This is a genomic window from Enterovibrio sp. QJM3NY_24, assembly GCF_057786035.1.
In genome coordinates this window covers 1972903-1992049 of record NZ_CM173519.1, presented here as the reverse complement: position 1 = coordinate 1992049, position 19147 = coordinate 1972903, and the positions used below count along the sequence as shown (strand labels likewise).

Annotated in this window: 16 protein-coding genes; 5 read left to right on the top strand and 11 right to left on the bottom strand. The window is 47.1% G+C overall.

All coding sequences use genetic code 11. The annotated features are described in order from the left end of the window. Positions 1-100 precede the first annotated feature (100 nt). Positions 101-1081: a chemotaxis protein gene (locus AC3CIC_RS08780; protein ID WP_016958221.1), complete on the top strand. Its 981-nt coding sequence runs from the start codon at positions 101-103 to the stop codon at positions 1079-1081. Between the two features lie 162 nt (positions 1082-1243). Here AC3CIC_RS08780 and AC3CIC_RS08775 read toward each other — a convergent pair whose 3' ends face one another. Then, positions 1244-3385, bottom strand: a complete 2142-nt coding sequence (locus AC3CIC_RS08775; RefSeq protein ID WP_488514350.1) for a TRAP transporter permease — start codon at positions 3383-3385, stop codon at positions 1244-1246. A 191-nt stretch (positions 3386-3576) separates the two neighbouring features. Beyond that, entirely contained in the window at positions 3577-4590 is a 1014-nt protein-coding gene (locus tag AC3CIC_RS08770; RefSeq protein WP_488514349.1) for a TAXI family TRAP transporter solute-binding subunit, read from the bottom strand. A 249-nt stretch (positions 4591-4839) separates the two neighbouring features. Between AC3CIC_RS08770 and AC3CIC_RS08765 the strand changes: the two genes are divergently transcribed. Continuing rightward, positions 4840-5091, top strand: a complete 252-nt coding sequence (locus tag AC3CIC_RS08765) for a hypothetical protein (RefSeq protein ID WP_017003979.1) — start codon at positions 4840-4842, stop codon at positions 5089-5091. An 86-nt stretch (positions 5092-5177) separates the two neighbouring features. Here the strand turns inward: AC3CIC_RS08765 and AC3CIC_RS08760 are convergent, their stop codons facing one another. From AC3CIC_RS08760 to AC3CIC_RS08740, 5 genes are all read right to left on the bottom strand, one after another. Continuing rightward, positions 5178-5666: a hypothetical protein gene (locus AC3CIC_RS08760; protein WP_488514348.1), complete on the bottom strand. Its 489-nt coding sequence runs from the start codon at positions 5664-5666 to the stop codon at positions 5178-5180. 346 nt (positions 5667-6012) lie between these two features. Further along, complete coding sequence (locus tag AC3CIC_RS08755) at positions 6013-6393, bottom strand: CZB domain-containing protein (RefSeq protein ID WP_488514347.1); 381 nt, start codon at positions 6391-6393, stop codon at positions 6013-6015. A gap of 179 nt (positions 6394-6572) precedes the next feature. After that, positions 6573-8000 (bottom strand): NAD-dependent succinate-semialdehyde dehydrogenase, encoded by a 1428-nt coding sequence (locus AC3CIC_RS08750; RefSeq protein WP_488515894.1) that lies wholly within the window; start codon positions 7998-8000, stop codon positions 6573-6575. Between the two features lie 258 nt (positions 8001-8258). Next, complete coding sequence (locus AC3CIC_RS08745) at positions 8259-9596, bottom strand: CoA-disulfide reductase (protein WP_488514346.1); 1338 nt, start codon at positions 9594-9596, stop codon at positions 8259-8261. A 95-nt stretch (positions 9597-9691) separates the two neighbouring features. Then, a complete protein-coding gene (locus AC3CIC_RS08740) occupies positions 9692-11092 on the bottom strand; it encodes an L-cystine transporter (RefSeq protein ID WP_394210322.1) in 1401 nt (466 codons plus the stop codon). Positions 11093-11939: 847 nt separating this feature from the next. Between AC3CIC_RS08740 and AC3CIC_RS08735 the strand changes: the two genes are divergently transcribed. Continuing rightward, positions 11940-13223, top strand: a complete 1284-nt coding sequence (locus AC3CIC_RS08735) for a hypothetical protein (RefSeq protein ID WP_488514345.1) — start codon at positions 11940-11942, stop codon at positions 13221-13223. 112 nt (positions 13224-13335) lie between these two features. On the opposite strand, the gene AC3CIC_RS08730 is transcribed toward AC3CIC_RS08735, so the two are convergent. Then, positions 13336-14367: a Preprotein translocase subunit SecY gene (locus AC3CIC_RS08730; RefSeq protein ID WP_488514344.1), complete on the bottom strand. Its 1032-nt coding sequence runs from the start codon at positions 14365-14367 to the stop codon at positions 13336-13338. A gap of 167 nt (positions 14368-14534) precedes the next feature. After that, a complete protein-coding gene (locus tag AC3CIC_RS08725) occupies positions 14535-15428 on the bottom strand; it encodes a DNA-3-methyladenine glycosylase family protein (RefSeq protein ID WP_488514343.1) in 894 nt (297 codons plus the stop codon). A 334-nt stretch (positions 15429-15762) separates the two neighbouring features. Between AC3CIC_RS08725 and AC3CIC_RS08720 the strand changes: the two genes are divergently transcribed. Together AC3CIC_RS08720 and AC3CIC_RS08715 are read left to right on the top strand one after the other, a co-directional pair. After that, positions 15763-16122 (top strand): DUF805 domain-containing protein, encoded by a 360-nt coding sequence (locus tag AC3CIC_RS08720; protein WP_394210329.1) that lies wholly within the window; start codon positions 15763-15765, stop codon positions 16120-16122. 104 nt (positions 16123-16226) lie between these two features. Next, positions 16227-16577, top strand: coding sequence for a hypothetical protein (locus AC3CIC_RS08715; protein ID WP_488514342.1), 351 nt, complete (start codon positions 16227-16229; stop codon positions 16575-16577). Between the two features lie 32 nt (positions 16578-16609). Here AC3CIC_RS08715 and AC3CIC_RS08710 read toward each other — a convergent pair whose 3' ends face one another. Both AC3CIC_RS08710 and AC3CIC_RS08705 read right to left on the bottom strand, forming a co-directional pair. Continuing rightward, positions 16610-17320 (bottom strand): response regulator, encoded by a 711-nt coding sequence (locus tag AC3CIC_RS08710; RefSeq protein WP_488514341.1) that lies wholly within the window; start codon positions 17318-17320, stop codon positions 16610-16612. A 98-nt stretch (positions 17321-17418) separates the two neighbouring features. Continuing rightward, a complete protein-coding gene (locus tag AC3CIC_RS08705) occupies positions 17419-19026 on the bottom strand; it encodes an ATP-binding protein (protein WP_488514340.1) in 1608 nt (535 codons plus the stop codon). Positions 19027-19147 lie beyond the last annotated feature (121 nt).

Here is a 19147-nt window from a genome sequence, read left to right as displayed (position 1 = left end):
GCTGCAAATAATTTCACCTATTGAGTCGATTGTTTTTATATTGAGACTATGCTGATAGAGAACCTTGTCTATTTGGCCTCTAAATGCATCGAGATTTGGCATGAGCACAGAACACAAAACTTCAATCTTGACTGAAAGCGGTACCAATGAGCTTGAAATTATCGAATTTCGACTCGAGAAAACCTTGCCTGATGGCACAAAGAAAGTGTGTTACTACGGAATAAATGTCGCCAAGGTTCGCGAAGTCATTCGTGTTCCAGATACGACGGATTATCCAAACGCACAACCTAATGTCCTTGGCGTATTTTCGCTGCGCGGAAAGTTGATCCCTTTGGTTGATTTAGCTGGATGGCTAGGTGTACCAACTAAAGACGAAATCGACACCAAAGTCGTGATCGTGACGGATTTCAATCGAATGTCGAATGGTTTTCTCGTCGACAGCGTCAGCCGTATTCATCGAATATCTTGGGAGGAGGTGGAATCGCCTAGTTCTTTCTTAGAAGCGTCAGACCAAGATTGTGTGGTTGCCGTGGTTCGACAGGACAGCAACCTCATCATGATTTTGGATTTCGAGAAAATCATTGCTGATATCAACCCAGAGCTCAGCATGGAAAAATACGATGTCACGCAAGACAAGCGCGTGGTTATCGATGACGCCATGGTTGCCAAACGCGAAGCCAAGACCATCATGGTGGTTGATGATTCCGCGTTTATCCGACGTTTGATCGAAAATACTCTTCGTTCAGCGGGTTACAACGTGATCACCGCAAAAGACGGGCAAGAAGCGCTAGACTCGATGATTGAATTCGTCCGCTTGTGTACTGAAGAAAACTTGCCGATCACTGAGTTTGTTGATGGCGTGGTCAGTGATGTTGAAATGCCAAAAATGGATGGCATGTATCTCGTCAAAAAATTGCGGGAAATCGAAGAATATAAGGCCATGCCGATTGTCATGTTCTCGTCACTGATGAGTGATGATAACCGCAAGAAAGCGATGGACCTTGGCGCGAACGACACCATTACCAAACCTGAAATCGGACGTATGGTTGGTTTGATGGACAGCTTTGTTTTGAAAGAATGAATCCTCGCCCTGTCAATCACGCGCGATAAGACAATAAGTACTGAGATGGCGAGTGACGAGAAAAATCGAGAATAAACAAAGAGAAAAGCGCCTTTCAAGGCGCTTTTTGTATTTCTGTTTGACGGATCCCACGGTGTCAGCCGCGCTATGCTTCGCGACGAATTAGGGGTTACCTAGCGGATTGAAAGGGTATTTTCGGTAGGTGTAAAACACCATGGCAAAGAACACTAATGCACTAGCAAGACGAATAACGACATCAAGCCCTGGCCACATCATTAAACCGCCTAAAGCAAAAGCCACAGCACGCAATGGCCAATTGATAGGACCTTCTAAATAGCCTTCTAGCCCTGCTACCAAAGCCCACGTACCAATCACTGCAAACAAGGTGACTTCAAGGACTTGTTGAAGATCGCCGGAAACGAGTGGGGTATAGGCCATCAATAGCGGCACTAAATACAGCCCTTTGGCGATTTTCCACGCTTTGAAGCCTGTCGCCATGGGTGGGGTTTTGGCGATGGTTGCCGCGGCAAACGCCGTCAAACACACTGGCGGTGTAACGTTACTGTCTTGAGATAACCAGAAAATGATCAAGTGCGCTGCCAACAATGACATACCTACCGTTGCTGCACCTAAGCCTTGTTCGAGCAAAGTGGCTTTGAAGTCATCCGGTACTTTGCCAAGTAACTCAATAGCGGCCTCAAAAGACATGGGGGCGCCCAACGCGGCAAATTGCTCTGGTGCAATCAGCATGAAAATGGTTTTCGCTTCTTCGGGTAACTGACCGGTGGTCAGAAGCTCCATTAATTGTTGTTCCGCAATCAAACCATAAATGGCAGGTGCAGAAAGGGTGCCAAGAACAATATACGAGGCCGTCACAGGTAAACCCATACCGAGTATCAGCGATGCAAGGGCCACCAATACCAGCATCATAAACAAGCTACCGTTGGCCCAGTCGTTAATCATGATGGAAAAGGTATTGCCGATCCCCGTGGTGCTGATGACATTCACCACCAAGCCAATGCCCGTCAGCAATACCGCTGTGGTGGCCATGTTTCGTGCGCCTTGCGCTAACGCATCAAAAATATCTGCAATCCCCATACGATTCGGAGAAAGCCAAGAAGCAACCACCACTGAAATGATCGAAATACCTGCTGCATAAGTTGGCGTAAAATCTTGAACTAAGAGCGTGACCAATACCACCAAGGGGATCAGATAATGCCAGCCTGAGGCCAGCACTGACAACATAGATTGGGTTTCCGTTTCGACATGATGTACGCCTGAACGCTTGGCTTCAACGCGCACAAAGAAAGCTACCGAGAGAAAGTAAATCAGCGCAGGTGCAAACGACACAGCAATGATTTCCACGTACGGTATTTGTGTGTAAGACGCCATAATAAAAGCGCCTGCACCCATGACGGGAGGCATCAATTGCCCACCCGTGGAAGCTGCTGCTTCAACCCCAGCGGCGAACTTTGGCGGAAACCCCGCTTTCTTCATGAGAGGTATGGTAATGACACCCGTCGAGACTGTGTTTGCCACACTCGACCCTGATACAGAACCCATTAATCCTGAGCCGAGTACAGCGACGAAACCGGGACCCCCAATGATTTTCCCTGCCGCTGCACGGGAAATATTGATGATGTAGTCGCCTGCACCTGATTTTACTAAAAACGCGCCAAATAGAATGAACATGAAGACATAACTCCATGATATTCGAGATATGGGGCCAAACATGCCCTCTGAACTATAGAAAGCCCGGTACAGAACGGTCTCAGCCGACAAGCCGGGGAAGGAAAAAATGCCGTCAATCCAGCTTCCCCACCAAACCACGTAAGTCAGTGCCACCAAAATCAGGCAGGGGATAAACCAACCCATGGTGCGCCGGATAAGTTCTAGCGCGATCAAAATCGCAATGATTGAAAACACCCAATCAGAAGTCACAAAGGTAACGCCGCGTTCGTATAAGGCGTCTTCGCTAAAAATGATATAAATCAGGCAAGCAATTGCGGCGATAGCAATCCCAATGTCGATAGCCAATGCGAACTTACTTTTGCGCCATTTCGCCGCCGCTGGGTAGGTAAGGGCACACATAGCAGAAAAGCCCGCAAAGTGTGCGGCAGAAACCCAAAGCTCCGGCAGCGTGGCGAGCGTGTTAAACCAAATATGAACCAGTGAAAGCACAATCCCCAGCACGGTGACACATCGTGTCAGAAGTGGAAAATCGGTGCGCTGAGTGAGCTCAAATTGCGATAGAGAACTCTCGAGTTCTGATGAAGTGCTGGAGTCGGAAGAATGGTTAGTCATGTTCCCTCAAACGTGCTGATGATCTGCACGACGTCCTTTGGAGTGGAAGTGTGTTGAGCAATGCTTTGTTAACCCCAAGAGAATAGCGATACAAACTTAGGAACAAAGCGATATAAACCTAGGTACAGAGCGTTAACGGCGATAAATAAAGGCGGTAAAGGCGCGCTGACCGAGAGGCCAGCGCGCAAGACTTAGTTTGCGATCAACTGCGCAGGAATAGTCAGCCCTTGTTCTTTGTAGTAACGCGCTGCACCAGGGTGGAGCGGCACAGGCAGGCCATCAATGGATTTTTGCAAAGACATGGCTTTGGTTGCTTTATGAATACCGTTCAAAAACGCGAGGTTTTCGTAAATGGTTTTCGTCAGCAAGTAAACGTCTTCATCACTGATGTCACTGCGAACAGCAAGGAAGTTAGGTTGTGCAATGGTTTCTACTGCTTTGGTTTGACCCGGATAGGTGTTCGGTTCAATCACGAAGCGTGTCCAAAGGTTATAATCACCATTAGCTTCTTTCATTTCTTCTTCGGTGAAATTCAAGATAGTGATTTTGTCACCTATTGACGCATACGCGCGAGTGACTGCGCTTACTGGCACACCCGCTGGCGTGTTCATTCCATCAACCGTACCATTTTGCATCGCATCCGCACTTGCGCCGTAGCCAAGGTAAGCGAAATCCATTTTGTCGGTATTGATATCTAGACCGCTCAGGATCTGTAAGCCTGAACCTTCTGTACCAGAGTTTTTCTTACCGATAGAGAACTTGTTGCCATCCATTGCTTTCATGTCAGCCATGGTGCCTGTTTTTGCCAAGTCGCTCAGTACCACGAAATGCTCGACGTTTTGCCACAGCATAGAGACAGAGCGCAGTTCTTTCTGTGGACCCGATTGTTTTAGCTTTCCTTCGCCATTCCAAGCCCAAGCGCCATATAAGCCTTGGAGAATGGCAAACTGTGCTTCATTCTCACGCAGAAGCTTAATGTTCTCGCCTGAACCCGCTGAACTAATCGCCGAAAGAGAGAAGTCATATTTAGGCGCGAGTTTTACTTTACTCAATGTTGCCAAGGCGACACCCACGGGGTAATACGTGCCGCCTGTTGAAGCGGTAGCCAAAATGTAGTCGCGGTCTTCTGCTGCCGCACCGTTTATTCCGGTCAACATGATGGCAGTAGATAGCGAAAGCGTTTTAATCAATGCGTTGATTTTCATACAACTCTCCAATGTAAGAAGGATCCTTGGTCTGCATACTTATCAGTGGCGATATTTATTGTGATGGCATCGCCTCTGAGAACGAGAAATAAACACCGAAATGATAGCTGAACTTGTAAAAATTTTGTTAAGTGAGTTCGTTAAACATTAGCGTCCTCTCAGTTTTCCTTCTGAAATCACTGATGCATAAGACTTTAGTCTGCACTGCGCTTTGGCTTATGATGACAGCTAACAAAGAGGGAGTTGAGGATGGCAAAGCCGAATAAAAAGCTACCCACGCGTTCGGTGGACATTGTGTGCGGCAAGTGCAAAGCGTTACTGTTTAAATACAAGAAAGGCGGCAAAGGCGCGTTAGTGAAGTGTTTTAAAGAAAGAATTGTGGTCGATTACACAACCAGCCCATGTACATGTCCAAGCTGCGACATGGTGTTTGCGCGAGAAGCATTGGTGCGCGGAACGCCAGCCTACAAGATCATCGGCAGCAAAGCAGTGTTGAAGTAGCTAAGCAAAAAGGGCAGAAGGAAATAGAGCGCAGGGCAAGATAGAGGTCGTTGGCACTGCGCAAGGGCAGTGCCAACAAAAAGCGTTTAGATACCAGCACGTTTAAACAGGCCAGCCATTAGCTTCGAGTTAGATTTCACACCCGTAGATTTAGACTTGAATTCACCTGCCAGACGCGTATCGCCAATTTCACGTGCGATATGTTGCATCGTCAAATACATGTCTTTCGCTGATTTCATGCGGTTTGAATCGTTCAGCGGTGCCAGCAGCTTCACCATCTCAGCACCAGACATTTTGTTGTCGATGGCGTGCGTTTCAATAGAAGAAAGCAGTTTATCCAAATCCACGGTGGCATCTGAGCTTTCAACGCCTTCTTTCTTCATCGCTTTCAGGTTACGGCGACGGATCTGCTTAATAATGAAAGATGGACGGCTAATCGCTTTGTAGCCCCAGAAACCTGCTGCGATAACAAGTGCGATACCGCCGACCACGTATGGCCAGATAGGGCCAGAAGATTCAGCAACGGTTTGGACTGTAGTCACTACCTCAACGGCAGTAGAAGGTACATCAGACATCTTTTTACCTTAGGGTTCTATTTGATTGGGCGTAGTGTCGCACTGTAGTACGAAAATACACTGTCGTGCTTCACATTAAAGGAAACAGGCACTGCAATGGAAGTCCGTTTGAGGGATTTTTATGCGATTCGAATGTTAACACACTGATAAGACGCAGCTTGCGTTAATTTTGAGTGAATAACGTGCGGTAAAAAATGAATGAATAAGGTTTCATCCATGTTGCTATTGAGCGTACTAATGACGACATCGGGTAGTCGTTCTTCACAAAAGCTATCGCCGACCTTCGTAAACGGAATAGCTGATCATCACCAAGTAGCCGTAACAGCGATGACTTTTGGCCGAGTGACTACTCAATGCCTCTGTCATCCAGCCATTTCTGCCAATCTCGCATTCTTGCGGTGAGGTTAGCGGAAAGTACTGCGAACTTACTGCCGAGTTTCATTCGATCGTTGGCGGTATCTTGATCACCGTCTAATGCCAGTTCTAGGATCGCGCCTGCTTCGCGATGAAAAGCGGCATGCAATTCGACGACTTCACTGAAAAAATCACTTTTCTTATGTTCTTCGTCGATACGATAGTGAAGCCATTTTCCAAATGAACAGTTAATGTCCTGTTTGACCTTGTCTGGTGTCGACTCGCACTCGCCAGTATTGATCGCAGTTCTAAGCTTTTGTTTCCATGCACCATGCGCACCCACTGCGGCATCGATTTCCATTCTAATGGACATGTACTTTTTCTCACACTTGAGGCTGTTTGTTTAAGCATAGTCGTATGACTTTGTTTTGTTTAGGATGCGGTGGCAACTAGATGCACTATAACATCAGCATCATATGTCATTAGCCCGATATAACAGCGGTGCCATATATAAGCAGCACCATTTATCAGCAGCACCATATAACATCGATACTACATGCCACCGAGGCAGATGTACTTGGTGTTGAGATACTCGTCTAGGCCTTGGCGAGCACCTTCACGGCCTATGCCCGATTGTTTCACGCCACCGAAAGGTGCAACTTCTGTCGAAATAATCCCTTCATTAACACCCACCATGCCGTAATCGAGCGCTTCTGCCACGGCGAAGATACGGTTAAAGTCTTTGCTGTAGAAGTAACTTGCCAGACCGTATTCGGTGTCATTCGCCATGTCGATCAACGAGGCATCATCGTGGAAGCGAATAACGGGCGCGATAGGACCGAAAATCTCTTCCTGAACAATGCTCATGGTGTGTTCGACGTGGGTTAAGACGGTTGGTGCGAAAAATTGCCCACCGAGATCGTCGCCACCTGCGGTGATATTCGCCCCTTGTGCCACGGCATCGTTCACTAACGTTTGTACTTTCTTCTTGGCGTTGTCATCAATCAGTGGGCCAATGGTGATGCCATCATCAAGGCCGTTGCCAACACTCAGCTTGGAGACTTCAGCGGCAAACTTGGCGACAAACTCGTCATACACAGAATCGTGAACATAGAAGCGGTTGGCGCACACACACGTTTGACCCGCGTTGCGAAACTTCGATGCGAGTGCACCTTTTACAGCAGCATCAATGTCTGCGTCATCAAACACAATAAACGGCGCATTTCCGCCCAATTCCATTGAAACGCGTTTTACGCTTTCGGCGCTTTGGCGCATCAGAATCCGACCAACGTGGGTAGAGCCGGTAAAGGATATTTTTTGAATTTTTGGGCTGCTACAAAATAGCTCACCTACCATCACGGCATCGCTGCTGGTGACAATGGCTAACAGACCCTCGGGGAGTCCGGCTTGTCGTGCTAATTCAGCCACAGCGTAGGCGCTTAATGGCGTTTGCGCGGCGGGCTTGCCAATAAAGCTGCATCCTGCGGCTAATGCTGGTGCAGCTTTTCGCGTGATCATTGCGATGGGGAAGTTCCAGGGCGTGATAGCAGCTGCGACACCGACCGGTTGGCGAATGGTCATAATGCGGCGGTCAGTCAATGGTGTTGGAATCGTTTCGCCATACGCACGCTTACCTTCTTCGGCAAACCATTGAACAAAAGATGCGCCATAGGCTACTTCACCGCGCGATTCAGCCAGCGGTTTACCTTGCTCAAGCGTCATAATACGCGCCAGGTCTTCTTGGTTATCCATGATGAGCTGATACCAGCGGGAAAGAATTTCAGCGCGCAGTTTCGCCGTGGTTTTCGCCCACGATTTCTGCGCAGTTTCGGCTTTTTCAATGACCTTTTCGATGGCTTCACGGTTGTGAGAAGGGACGTAGCCCAACACATCACCTGTCGCGGGGTTATGGACAGCTATCGCATTGTTCACGTTTTCGCACAGAGAAGAGAGTAGGGAGAGATTTTTTATCTGTTCCATCATTGGCTTCCATTGTTAAACCGAGGGTTTAAATTCTAGCCTAACTGCGTCGCAGTATCGGTGCAATAACCAACGCGAGCCTAAAACTAAAACATAAGAGGAAGGTGTAGATAATGTGAAGTGTGCAATATATCGAACGAATTGCATTTGAACGTGATGGTGCGATTGAGAACACCCGTGGTTGACGAGTAAGGTGCGGGAGATCATCAAAACAAGGCCAGCGATGTCGCTGGCCTGATTAAATTGTTCACTTATGGTTTATTTGGCGACGTTGCCTGCCACATTCATGATGTCCCACGTTCTGGCAAACGGTGGTGCATAGGCAAAATCCATCATACCAAGCTGGCTGGTGGTGACGCCCATAGTGATAGCCACAGCCATTGCGTCGATACGGTGTACCGCGCCTTTGTAACCAATCAACTGTGCGCCAAGAATGCGCTTGGTTTCCGCTTCGTAAATCAGCTTCATGTGCATATCCGACTGACCCGCACAATAATTGGTGTGGCATTTATCTTTGATAGTGAGGGTCTTCACCATGAAGCCAGCATCCGTCGCTTCGCGCTCGGATAGTCCAGTACGGCCTGCTTCTAGCCCCAATACACGCACACAACTGGTGCCGAGTGAGCCTTGGAATTGCAATGGTTCGCCATCGATTTGCGCAATGTTGTCGCCCACCAAGCGGCCTAGCTTGTTTGCGCCAGTTGCCAGCGGGATGTATTGGTTACGTTGCGAAATCGAATTCCAGATAGCGGCGCAATCGCCTGCTGACCACACATCTGGCAAGGAGGTTTTTCCTTCACGATCAACCACGATGGCGCCGTTTGGCAGGGTTTCAATGCCTGTTTCTTGCAAGAATGCAGTGTTCGGTTTCACACCAGTACACACCACCACCAGATCCGTGGCGTATTCGCCTTTGTCTGTTATCACGCCAGAGACTGCGGTATCACCTTCTATTGTCATCAGTGATTCTGACGTAAGAATTTCGACGCCCGCTTTTTCCAGCTCCGTGTGAATATGCACACTGATTTCTGCATCAAAGGCATCAGGGATTAAGCGCTCTGCGCGTTCAATCAAGCGAACCTGCTTACCTTGGTGGAGCATGGCTTCCGCCACTTCCAAACCGATAAAGCCAGAACCAATGATGGTGACGTGTTGGCAGTTAGCGTCTTGAATTGCTGCTTTTAGCGCTATGCCATCGTTCATCACGCGTAGCGTGTGTACGCCGTTTTTTTGTAGGCCTTCAACGGGCGGCAACACTTCACGAGCGCCAGTAGCGATCATTAATCTGTCGTAGTGCGTCACGAACACGTCGCCGTTATGCGAGATTTCGAGTTTTTTGACGTCAGCGTCGACCTTAGTGACGCGATGTCCCGTGTTCACCGTGATGCCACGCTCTGCGAACTGTGCTGGGGTGAATTCCGACATGTAACCGCTGTCACTAAATTCATCCGCCACGTAATAGGGCAGGCCACAAGCACCAAATGAGATGATTTCTGACGCTTCATAAACAATGATTTCAGCGCTTGGATTCACTCGACGAGCTTTGGCTGCAGCGCTCATTCCCGCGGCTTCACCGCCAATGATGATGATTTTCATGTTGCATTCCTCATGGGCATATTGCCCTGAAAACAGGAATTGGGAGCTAACGCTCCCAAAATATTATGTGACGACTAATGAGCCTATCGAGATAGCTACGCGGTAGCGTCTTCACCATCTAGGTTCAGTGGCTTGTCATCGTTGAACACGGCCATATCGGTTTGACCCATCAGTTTGCTGGTCACAGATCCTGCAGTGACAGAACCTGATACGTTAAGCGCGGTACGACCCATATCGATCAGCGGCTCGATAGAGATCAACAGACCTGCAAGCGCGACAGGGAAATCCAACGCGGATAGAACAATCAATGCGGCAAACGTTGCACCGCCACCAATGCCAGCGACACCGAACGAGCTAATGGTGATGATGGCAATCAGCGTGAAGAGAAAGCCAATATCCAGCGGGTTGATGCCCATGGTTGGCGCAATCATTACAGCAAGCATGGCGGGGTAGATACCCGCACAACCGTTTTGACCAATGGTTGAACCGAAAGAAGCGGCAAAGTTGGCGATACCATTTGGAATACCCAATGCTTTTTCTTGTGTTTGAACGTTCATCGGAATTGACGCTGCGCTGCTGCGTGATGTGAAAGCGAACGTCAGAAGAGGCATGATTTTCTTCAAGTGGCGAATCGGGTTTAGGCCGAGCATCGCGATGATCGCTAAGTGAATCGCGAACATGGTAAACAGCGCACCGTATGACGCCATAACAAAGCTTGCTAGGTTAACGATATCCGCGTAGTTAGAGCCAGAAATCACTTTGGTCATTAGCGCCAGAACACCGTAAGGCGTCAAACGCAGTACCAGTGTCACGATGCGCATAACGATAGCTTTTGCCACGCCAACGAAGCTCTCGAACGACGCAAAGACGTCTGGTTGCTTCTTCGCGATACCTGTTGCGGCTATGCCAATAAAGATAGAGAAGATAACGACTGCAATAGTGGATGTTTTACGCGAACCTGTCATATCTAGGAACGGGTTCGCAGGAAGGAATTCTAGGATCATGTTAGCGAAAGACAGGCTTTCTACGCGACCCAGATTGGTTTCTAGCGATTGACCGCGTGCGACTTCCGCCGCGCCAGCCGTTAGGCCTTCTGCAGTAAGACCAAACATCAACGACCAAGCAATACCCACAAGCGCGGCAATCATGGTGGTCACCACCAATACGCCAATGCTCATGCCACTAATCTTGCCGACAGACGAACCGCCTTTGAGCTTGAGGATGGCAGAAATGATCGACACCATCACGAGTGGGATGATGATCATTTGAAGCAGTTTCACGTAGCCTTTACCGACAATGTCGAAGTAGTCGATGCTAGTTTTAATAATGTCGGAGCCTGCACCGTAGTAAAGCTGTAATAAGCCACCAAATACGACACCTAAACCCAAACCAGCAAAAACACGTTTGGTAAACGGTACATGCTTAGCTTGTAGTGTGTACAAAAAATAGATAAGTGCGGTGAATATCGTGAGGTTCAATATAACGCTTAAGGCCATTCTTAAATCCTTAATTTCATTAGCGGGATAAATGTAAAATAAATTCGCCTTTCTTCCTATTCTTTATACTCGAAAGAATATGGAATACTCAGTGAGTGAATATCTTGCTGCTCTTCCGTCTAACCTCTGACGGTGTGCCAGTCTGAATAGCCCTTACGCTGGTTAAGGCCGCGATGATAGGGCAGTCATTCGTGCATATAAAACAAAACCATATAACTAAAAGCTATATGTTATAAAGTGAACAGCATTTGACTGTTTATAACTCAGATGTAATTTTATTATGTGCGATATTGTTATTGAATTGTTTGAAAATTTAATAGCAAAAGTAACATTGTTCGTTTGTCCGATTAATTAAAATTCTCCTAATGGTTAACGTTGTTTTTTCTTTTAGTGATAATTTTGTTTCCTAATTATTTAAGAAGGAATATACGACGGTTTTCGATTGTTTTGCGTGACGACTATCGACAATTTTCCATCCGATATGTGCATGCATTTATTTGCCTATCTTCTTTCAATGATTATCGTTTGTTTTTTCACCACCCTCACTTTCAATCTCGCATTAAATATTAATTAAATCATTAGGTTAGTGTTTGTTGAGGGTTTTGGTTTTAACCCTCTGTGTACGAAGAAAGATTACCGAATTGCGTGGTGTATCACTTACAAAATTCAATGTGATCAAGATCACCTAAACTTGCAATGTTGGGGGGGAGTTTTGAGCTAGATTGTTACTTACACCTTGCATAAAGTCGGGTGATCAGACGGCAGCTATCGATAGGCTGACGGCGAATCTATTGGTAAATAATAAAAATAATTTCGTGAGTGGCGGTGACAGTTAGAGGGTACATCTATGAAAAATTTGCGTTTATCGGCGTTAGCCGTTGTGCTAGTAAGTTCCATCACAGCATGCCAATCCACATCAGAACCTGCTCAGATAGCCAGTGAAACCAATGGGGTTTCACAACAAAGCCAAAATACGCTTCAAATCTACGAAAAAGCGAAATCGGATTACGCCCGTTGGCTAGCCAAAATGGAAGAGAGCAAGGAACTTCGGTTATACAGTAAGGATGCTGTTGAGGATTTGTTTGACGCGTGGGAAGACGCGGTTGATGTCTACGAAGATTTTGATTCAAACCCAGCCAAAGCGACAGAAAACTACTCCGTATTTTCTTCGGGTACTTATGCGCAAACTTTTGATAAACTTATGGTTAAAGTCGCGATGCTCCATGCGGAGTTATTGACCTTAAAAGAAACCGCAGACAGTTTACTGGCGGAAGCCATCGCAGAAATGGCCTATCTTGATACGATCAATGCAGACGTAGTATTTGCATCCCGTTACAGCCGGATAGCCAGAGATTATCGCGCGTTGTTTGAGTATGTGGCTGATAACGATCTCGATGATGCTCAAGTCAAACAAGTGCAGTTTTTAGATAAGGCAAAAGCGTTAGAAGTGGCCGTGGCACTACAAATCAATGTGGTTCCCTTGAATAATGAACTTGTTCTGCTGCGTAGAGAGGGCTTCAAATCTGTTGCGCCCATTAGCTATACCAAAGCTGGAGCGACGTTAGAGCAAGCTGAAGCCGTGGTAACGGCCGATCCGCGAGACATAGCGGCAATTGAAAAAGCGGTGTTGGCGGTCAAGTTTGAGATTGGTCATCTCAAGCATATTGGCTTGGAAGTGAAGCGGTTTAGAAATATCGATGACGGAAAATTTGAACCGTTGATTTTGGATCTCGAAAATCAGCTTCATCGTATTGCTCAAGCGTTTGAAAAAATTGATCTTCGTGATAAGCCGATCAAACAACAAACTGACGCGCTGGCGAGTAAGGCAGAAGCGTTAGCGCAGACATTGAACAAGACACCTGACGTCGACCCTGAATTGAAGCAATTGATGGCGAAGCTTGAGTCGGTCAATACAAATCTGTCTTTAGCGGAGCAAGACAAGGAAACCTTGTCTGCACAAGTCACCACCCTTGAAGCGAAGAAGGCGTCAGATGAAAGTTTGATTGATGACTTACGCATGGTGATCGACACCATCAAGCCTAAAGATGCTAACGCAGCCGCTGCGAGTGATCCCGTTTCTGCGCCGAGCAACGGTACTGACACATCGAGTACAGAGAAACCTAAAGTGTGAGTGTCAGCTCGATGGTAGAAGTAAAACAAGAAAGCGCCCATTGCGGCGCTTTCTTGCTTCTTAGGAACAGGTTATGAGCGGAGGTTATGGTCAGATATTTAAACCATCGGCCTCAAGCAACAAGATAATAGTGATGATTCGCTTTCTTCGCCAAAACACCGTCGTTCATCATATCTTCAAACAAAGTATCCACATCGTCCGTTGGCAGTAAGAAGTGTCTACACACCGCTTTTTTTGAGCAAGTTATCACGCCGTTTTTAACGGCCAATTCTACTCGTTGTGCCAAGGTTAAGTCAGCGTCATCTTGCTGCTTATCATTATCACTGTCCGCGTTGACTACGCTGTCGATAGCTGGCTTGTGCTCTAGATAACCCACAGGTTTACTTATGGTTTCTGGTGTAATGTCAATTTCAGCATGGTGCTGATAAAAACGACGGAAACGTGTTTCTTCACCAATCACACCAACGAAAAATGCGGCGAACAAATCAAGCAGAATAGACAAGAACACCACTAAGCCAAACTGAGCGGTTTGCTGAGAAACTTGAAACGCATTCGCAAGGCTATCAATCAAACCAATTGCGGACCCTTGCGCGACAGGAGGCAGCGAATCACGCTCTTCCGCCAAGAGGATCTGCTCTTCACGCAGGGTGTTGTTTTGTGCCTGAATGCGGCTAACGCCCGTCGCGATACGCTCCATTTGTATGTACTTTTCTGCCGCCAAGTTATTCAAGTCAATTTGCTTTTCAATGGCGTCGATCTGGCGGTTATATGCGTCGACTTTGGCTTGCTCAATCGCGATAACGCTTTGCGCTTTGTTGGTAGCACTATTAATGCCGCCAATACTGCCGCCGATCGAAATGGCGGCCAATACGAGGTAAAACACCAACGCGGTGAAAGAACCCATGTAGTTACGATGGGCACGACGTTCGCCAAATTCGTACCAAGCGTAGAATTTTCCAGCCTCAAAAATGATCGCCAACGTACCGAACAATGCTTTCATCATCGGGCTGTCATCAATCGAAAGGAAAAGCAGTAGTGAAAATACCGTTGAAGTGACCACGGCTGCGCCAGTAAAGCTGTAGACGCTGATCATGGCGAAAGGGCCTTTAGGGTAGCGATACCCGAGCATAGTTTTGTAGTGCATAGTTATCTTTCAAGTCACGGTATGAAGGGCGAGGAGGATACCCCATTGACGCTACACCTTCCGCAACTGTGACCTAACTAACAGTTTGACTGCTTGTTTCACCGCCAAATCGTTAGTGTTTTATACGATTTATACTGCGTGACGACAAACTACACGCAGAAATAGGGCTAGTAACCTTGCTCAGATTGCATCGCCCAAAGGTGTGCGGCAACTAAAGCACGCCAGGGCGAAAACGCGTTAAGCCATACCTGTGTTTCCTTTTCCGACGGTTTTTCTTCGCTGTTGAGTAAGCGTTGTAGGTTTCGGCGCACCGCCACATCGCCATGCAATGAACCATCCAGCCAGCCGAATCCCCGCAACAAGGTATAGCTGACTGTCCATGGCCCTACGCCTTTTATTGCCAGTAGTTCACGCGCGACAACCTCAGGATCTGCGGTCAACGACAAATCTAGTTCGTTGTTCACTAGCATTTGGGCAACGCGCTGGATAGTGGTTGCTTTGCTGTTGGAAAATCCGCAACGGCGATAGGTGTCAATTTCCGTGTTAGCAAGTGTCGCCGCATCGGGTGAACACCAAATGCCGCTGCTGTGTCCTCGTCCGGTTGCTTCAATGAGTCGTCGACGAATAGAAACGGCCGCTTCCACGCTGATTAACTGTCCGGTAATTGCCCATGTAATCGCTTCAAAGGGTGTTGTTGTTTGCGGAATTCGCAAACCACGATGGTGTTTCAGCAAACGCGAAATTTCAGGGTGGGTTTGATAGTGCGCTTCAAACGCGTTGATGTCTTGATTCAGGCCTAGCATGTGAGTAAGCAGAGCGGCTAGTCTGTCATGATCTAGCGAGGAAGCGGAGCTATCCGCGTCTATTTGGAGGGTTGCAGTATCTTTGTTCAAAGAGAGGCTAAGACAACAAGGAATTCCATTAATCAGCATACCTTTCCGGATCAGGTTACCTTCCACTTTTTCTGCAAGCTCGGTTTTATCTCGCTTGTGAAATGCAAGAAAATCACTGTGCCTAAAGTTACTTGGTAGTGACGTTGTCACGCTTTGAGTGGTGGTCATGAGCTTAACTCCTAGAGCAGGGTGAAAACAGCCTAAACCGGGCAATGATACAAGGCGAGATAATTCAGCCTAACGCACTATAACTGAATATAATTTGTTTAATCTCTACAAGCTTGATCACAGAAAGCGGCAAAGACGAGTTGCCAAGCACTGAGTCAGGATTGAGGGGCTTTCCCGTCATCGTTAGATCTATCAGTTTCATTGAATTAACGTAATAATCACGGCTAATTTCTTATTATTGATGAGAAATTAATTTTTTTTGACTGTTATTATTTCCGAATTCTTAACAAGCATCTAGATGTTGCTTGGGTATGTTACGACACGGAGGTTAACGATGAATTATTTCTTACTGGCATTAAAAAACTTTGCGGTATTTTCTGGTAGAGCAAGAAGGAAAGAGTACTGGATGTTTATCCTGTTCTATCTGATTTTCTCTATTGTTCTTACAATTGTTGATCAAATACTGGGGAGTGCGTTCCTCTCTTTGATATTCTCGTTGGCTTTGCTTGTCCCAAGTATCAGTCTTACCGCCAGAAGGCTTCATGATACGGGTCGAAGTGGTTGGTGGCAGTTGATTGCATTGATTCCTTTAGTTGGCGCGATTGTCATGATTGTTTTTCTCGTGCAGGACAGCAAAGAGGACAATGAATACGGTGTAAACCCAAAAGGGACTGAAGCAGGCATTACTGCTTAACAAGCCGATCTATTCGTGACAATTACAAACACTGTCGTTGCTTTTCATATGGCTTTGGCAGTGTTTTTTGTATCAAATGGATTTGTCTAACAGGTGTTTGTGATATGTGGAAAATATTACTGATTGGTTTGATGGCAGTGTATATCTCGGGTTGTGATTTTCCGTCGGAATCCATGGATAAGAAGTTCGGTGAGCAAAATTTTAGTTCTGCGATATCTTTGATTGAGTTGCATAAAGTGCGTAACGGTAGCTATCCACAACGTCTTGATGACCTGGAGTTTCTCGGAGATTGGGATGCTATTTGGCTTTCATCTGTTGATTACAAAAAAACAAAAACTGGGTATAACTTATTTGTTACCAAAGGCTGGATGTCAGAGCCTGAACTAGAATTATCGGTGAGGTTTAAGCAAGGCTTAGGCATCGAAGAATCAAACATTATCTGGGTCAACGATTAACCCCAACCGTTCATGTGGGCTCATCTCCTCAATTATTTCATGCCAATATAACGCCTTTCTGGTCGGCCAACACTGCCGTAATTCACCTGAGCTTCCAGTTCTAAAGTGCTAACCATATATTCAAGATAGCGACGAGCAGTAGTGCGGCTTGCGCCAATCAAGGTGCCGACTTCTTCGGCGTTGAGTGGTTCTTCAGAATCCGCAAATACTGCTCGAATTTTATCCAGCGTGATGACATCAATACCTTTGGGGAGTCGTAGGGAGTGTGTATTGGTTGTGCTATCTGTTGTCGGTGCAGATGTCATGCGCTGAGGCAGAAGGGTGTCGACATCCGTTTGTGCCAATGACTCCATGGCACGAAGCTTCTCTAAGTGCGCCGCGTATTGTGCTATCACTTCTTGCAGGCGCTCAAATACCAAAGGCTTGAGAATGTAGTAGAAAACGCCACTGCGCAGCGCGTCTCGCAATGTATCGACCTCTTTGGCGGCAGTGATCAAAATGACATCCGTGGCGCTGTTGTTCGCACGCAGCTTTCTCAGCAAATCTAGCCCAGTACCGTTGGGGAAATGGTTATCGAGCAGCAGTAATTCGGGTTTGAAAACGTCCACAAGGTCTGCCGCATCTTCCAATGTATGGGCGATGCCAACCAGTTCTACACCGTCTATGCGGTCTAAAAAGCGTTTTTGTATTTCTGCAATCTGAATATCGTCTTCAGCGATAACGACGCGGATGTTTTGGGCCATAGGTACAACTCATTCCTTGTTGGTCTTGCTTATTCCTGTGTACTTAAGTCTAGCTGGCGTTGGGTGTTACATACTCAAACGAATCCTGGATCTTGAGGTTACTCGGGTCTTGCTTTGGGAATGTACACCGTGAATCGACTGCCGACAGTATCTGCGGGTTCGAGCAAAATTGTGCCCCCCAGTTTCTGCAACAGCTTTTCGACGAGATGAAGCCCAAAGCCGTGGCCTTCACCTTTTTTGCTGGTGACGCCCTTACGGAAAATATTCTCTTGGTCTTTTTCCGCAATGCCAGCGCCTTCGTCTTCAATTTCAAAAATAAGGTCGTTACCTAAGTCAGTCATTGATAGTCGGACGTCGAATTTACGGTTTATTAGTGTGGCTTCAAGGGCATTGTCTATCAGATTGCCAATGATACTCACCAATTCTTCACGCGGTATGTGATCGGGGATCTCCTTCATACTGCTTTCTGGGTCAATATCTAGGTTCAAACCCAGTTCCTTGGCGCGATTGTATTTGCCCAGCATACAGCCTGCGAGGATAGGGTCGGGTACGGCCTCCACCAACAATTGAATGAGGGCTTGATGGCTTTGGCTTTCTTGTCCGATCAGCGCTAACGCTTCATCTGTGGCGCCAAGTTGAATGAGTCCGGCAATGGTGTGGAGCTTGTTGGAATACTCGTGAGATTGGCTGCGTAGCGTATCGGCATATTGCTCGATTTGGCTGAGCTTTTTACTGATAGCATCTAGTTCATCTTTACGACGGAAGCTCGATACCACACCCGTAATTTGCCCGTTTTGTAACAACGGTAGCCGGTTCACAATTAAGTTTCTGTCTTGTAGCCACACGTCTTTATCTATTTGCGGTTCGCCAGTTCGTAACACGTCCATCAGGCGGCTGTCTGGTAATACTTCTTCGATTGGACGCCCAGTCAGTTTGGTGTTGGCGTCCAGCCCGAGTGTATCAACAGCGGCACGGTTGAAAGTGGTAATGTTTCCTTGTCCATTCACGGCAATAATGCCTTCGCGAATTGATTCCAGCGTCGCGTTTTGCTCTTGGAAAAGACGCCCAATCTGCTCGGGTTCTAATCCGAAGATGGCTTTTTTGAAATGAGAGGCGAACCAAAGCCCGGTGAGCACGCTGAGCCCAAAACTGAGCAAAATGACAAGGTATAAGGTGTCGCGATAGCGGTTGATCGTATCTTCCACTGACGAGAGCATAAAGCCGACCGAGATAATGCCTACCACGTTTTCGTTGCTGCTATCAAAGATCGGCGCTTTACCGCGCACCGAAGCCCCAAGGCTGCCTGTGGCTTTTTGAATATAGGGCTTACCGTACACCAGAGCGGGTTCGTTGTAATCGCCTTCATCATCGTACATCGGTTTACCGACACGCTTCCATGAGGGGTGCGCGAGACGAATGCCGTTTCTGTCACCAATGACCACAAATCTCGCATCGTTCACTGATGCCAAATCGATAGATATCGGTTGCAACCATTCACTATCACGACTTTCTACGGCTTCAATCACATCGGGCATGGAGGCAATGGTTTTTGCCACGTGCAGCGCGCGTAGGCCAATTTGTTCATCGAGCGATTGGCTTAAATAGACAAGGGCAAAAAAGCCAATAAAGCCCGTTTGTAGAATGGCCATCATGCCGAGAATGAGCATCATGCGGGTTTTGAGTTTTAGCGAACGTAGTGAAAGCATCGGCTTTAAGGTGTCCTTAGTACAACGATGGTGCGTCGCTTTAGCGTGTAGTTTTTAGCTTGGCGCGAACCGCTATTATCTATCCTATTGAAATAGTGATTCTTTGTGGTCTGTCACGCAA

Bases quoted from the DNA above. Each gene is read 5' to 3' on its own strand.
- AC3CIC_RS08720 (WP_394210329.1), top strand. From the start codon at position 15,763: ATGAATTATTTCTTACTGGCATTAAAAAACTTTGCGGTATTTTCTGGT.
- AC3CIC_RS08770 (WP_488514349.1), bottom strand. From the start codon at position 4,590: ATGAAAATCAACGCATTGATTAAAACGCTTTCGCTATCTACTGCCATC.
- AC3CIC_RS08760 (WP_488514348.1), bottom strand. From the start codon at position 5,666: ATGTCTGATGTACCTTCTACTGCCGTTGAGGTAGTGACTACAGTCCAA.
- AC3CIC_RS08745 (WP_488514346.1), bottom strand. From the start codon at position 9,596: ATGAAAATCATCATCATTGGCGGTGAAGCCGCGGGAATGAGCGCTGCA.
- AC3CIC_RS08765 (WP_017003979.1), top strand. From the start codon at position 4,840: ATGGCAAAGCCGAATAAAAAGCTACCCACGCGTTCGGTGGACATTGTG.
- AC3CIC_RS08755 (WP_488514347.1), bottom strand. From the start codon at position 6,393: ATGTCCATTAGAATGGAAATCGATGCCGCAGTGGGTGCGCATGGTGCA.
- AC3CIC_RS08705 (WP_488514340.1), bottom strand. From the start codon at position 19,026: ATGCTTTCACTACGTTCGCTAAAACTCAAAACCCGCATGATGCTCATT.
- AC3CIC_RS08775 (WP_488514350.1), bottom strand. From the start codon at position 3,385: ATGACTAACCATTCTTCCGACTCCAGCACTTCATCAGAACTCGAGAGT.
- AC3CIC_RS08750 (WP_488515894.1), bottom strand. From the start codon at position 8,000: ATGGAACAGATAAAAAATCTCTCCCTACTCTCTTCTCTGTGCGAAAAC.
- AC3CIC_RS08710 (WP_488514341.1), bottom strand. From the start codon at position 17,320: ATGGCCCAAAACATCCGCGTCGTTATCGCTGAAGACGATATTCAGATT.
- AC3CIC_RS08715 (WP_488514342.1), top strand. From the start codon at position 16,227: ATGTGGAAAATATTACTGATTGGTTTGATGGCAGTGTATATCTCGGGT.
- AC3CIC_RS08725 (WP_488514343.1), bottom strand. From the start codon at position 15,428: ATGACCACCACTCAAAGCGTGACAACGTCACTACCAAGTAACTTTAGG.
- AC3CIC_RS08780 (WP_016958221.1), top strand. From the start codon at position 101: ATGAGCACAGAACACAAAACTTCAATCTTGACTGAAAGCGGTACCAAT.
- AC3CIC_RS08740 (WP_394210322.1), bottom strand. From the start codon at position 11,092: ATGGCCTTAAGCGTTATATTGAACCTCACGATATTCACCGCACTTATC.
- AC3CIC_RS08730 (WP_488514344.1), bottom strand. From the start codon at position 14,367: ATGCACTACAAAACTATGCTCGGGTATCGCTACCCTAAAGGCCCTTTC.
- AC3CIC_RS08735 (WP_488514345.1), top strand. From the start codon at position 11,940: ATGAAAAATTTGCGTTTATCGGCGTTAGCCGTTGTGCTAGTAAGTTCC.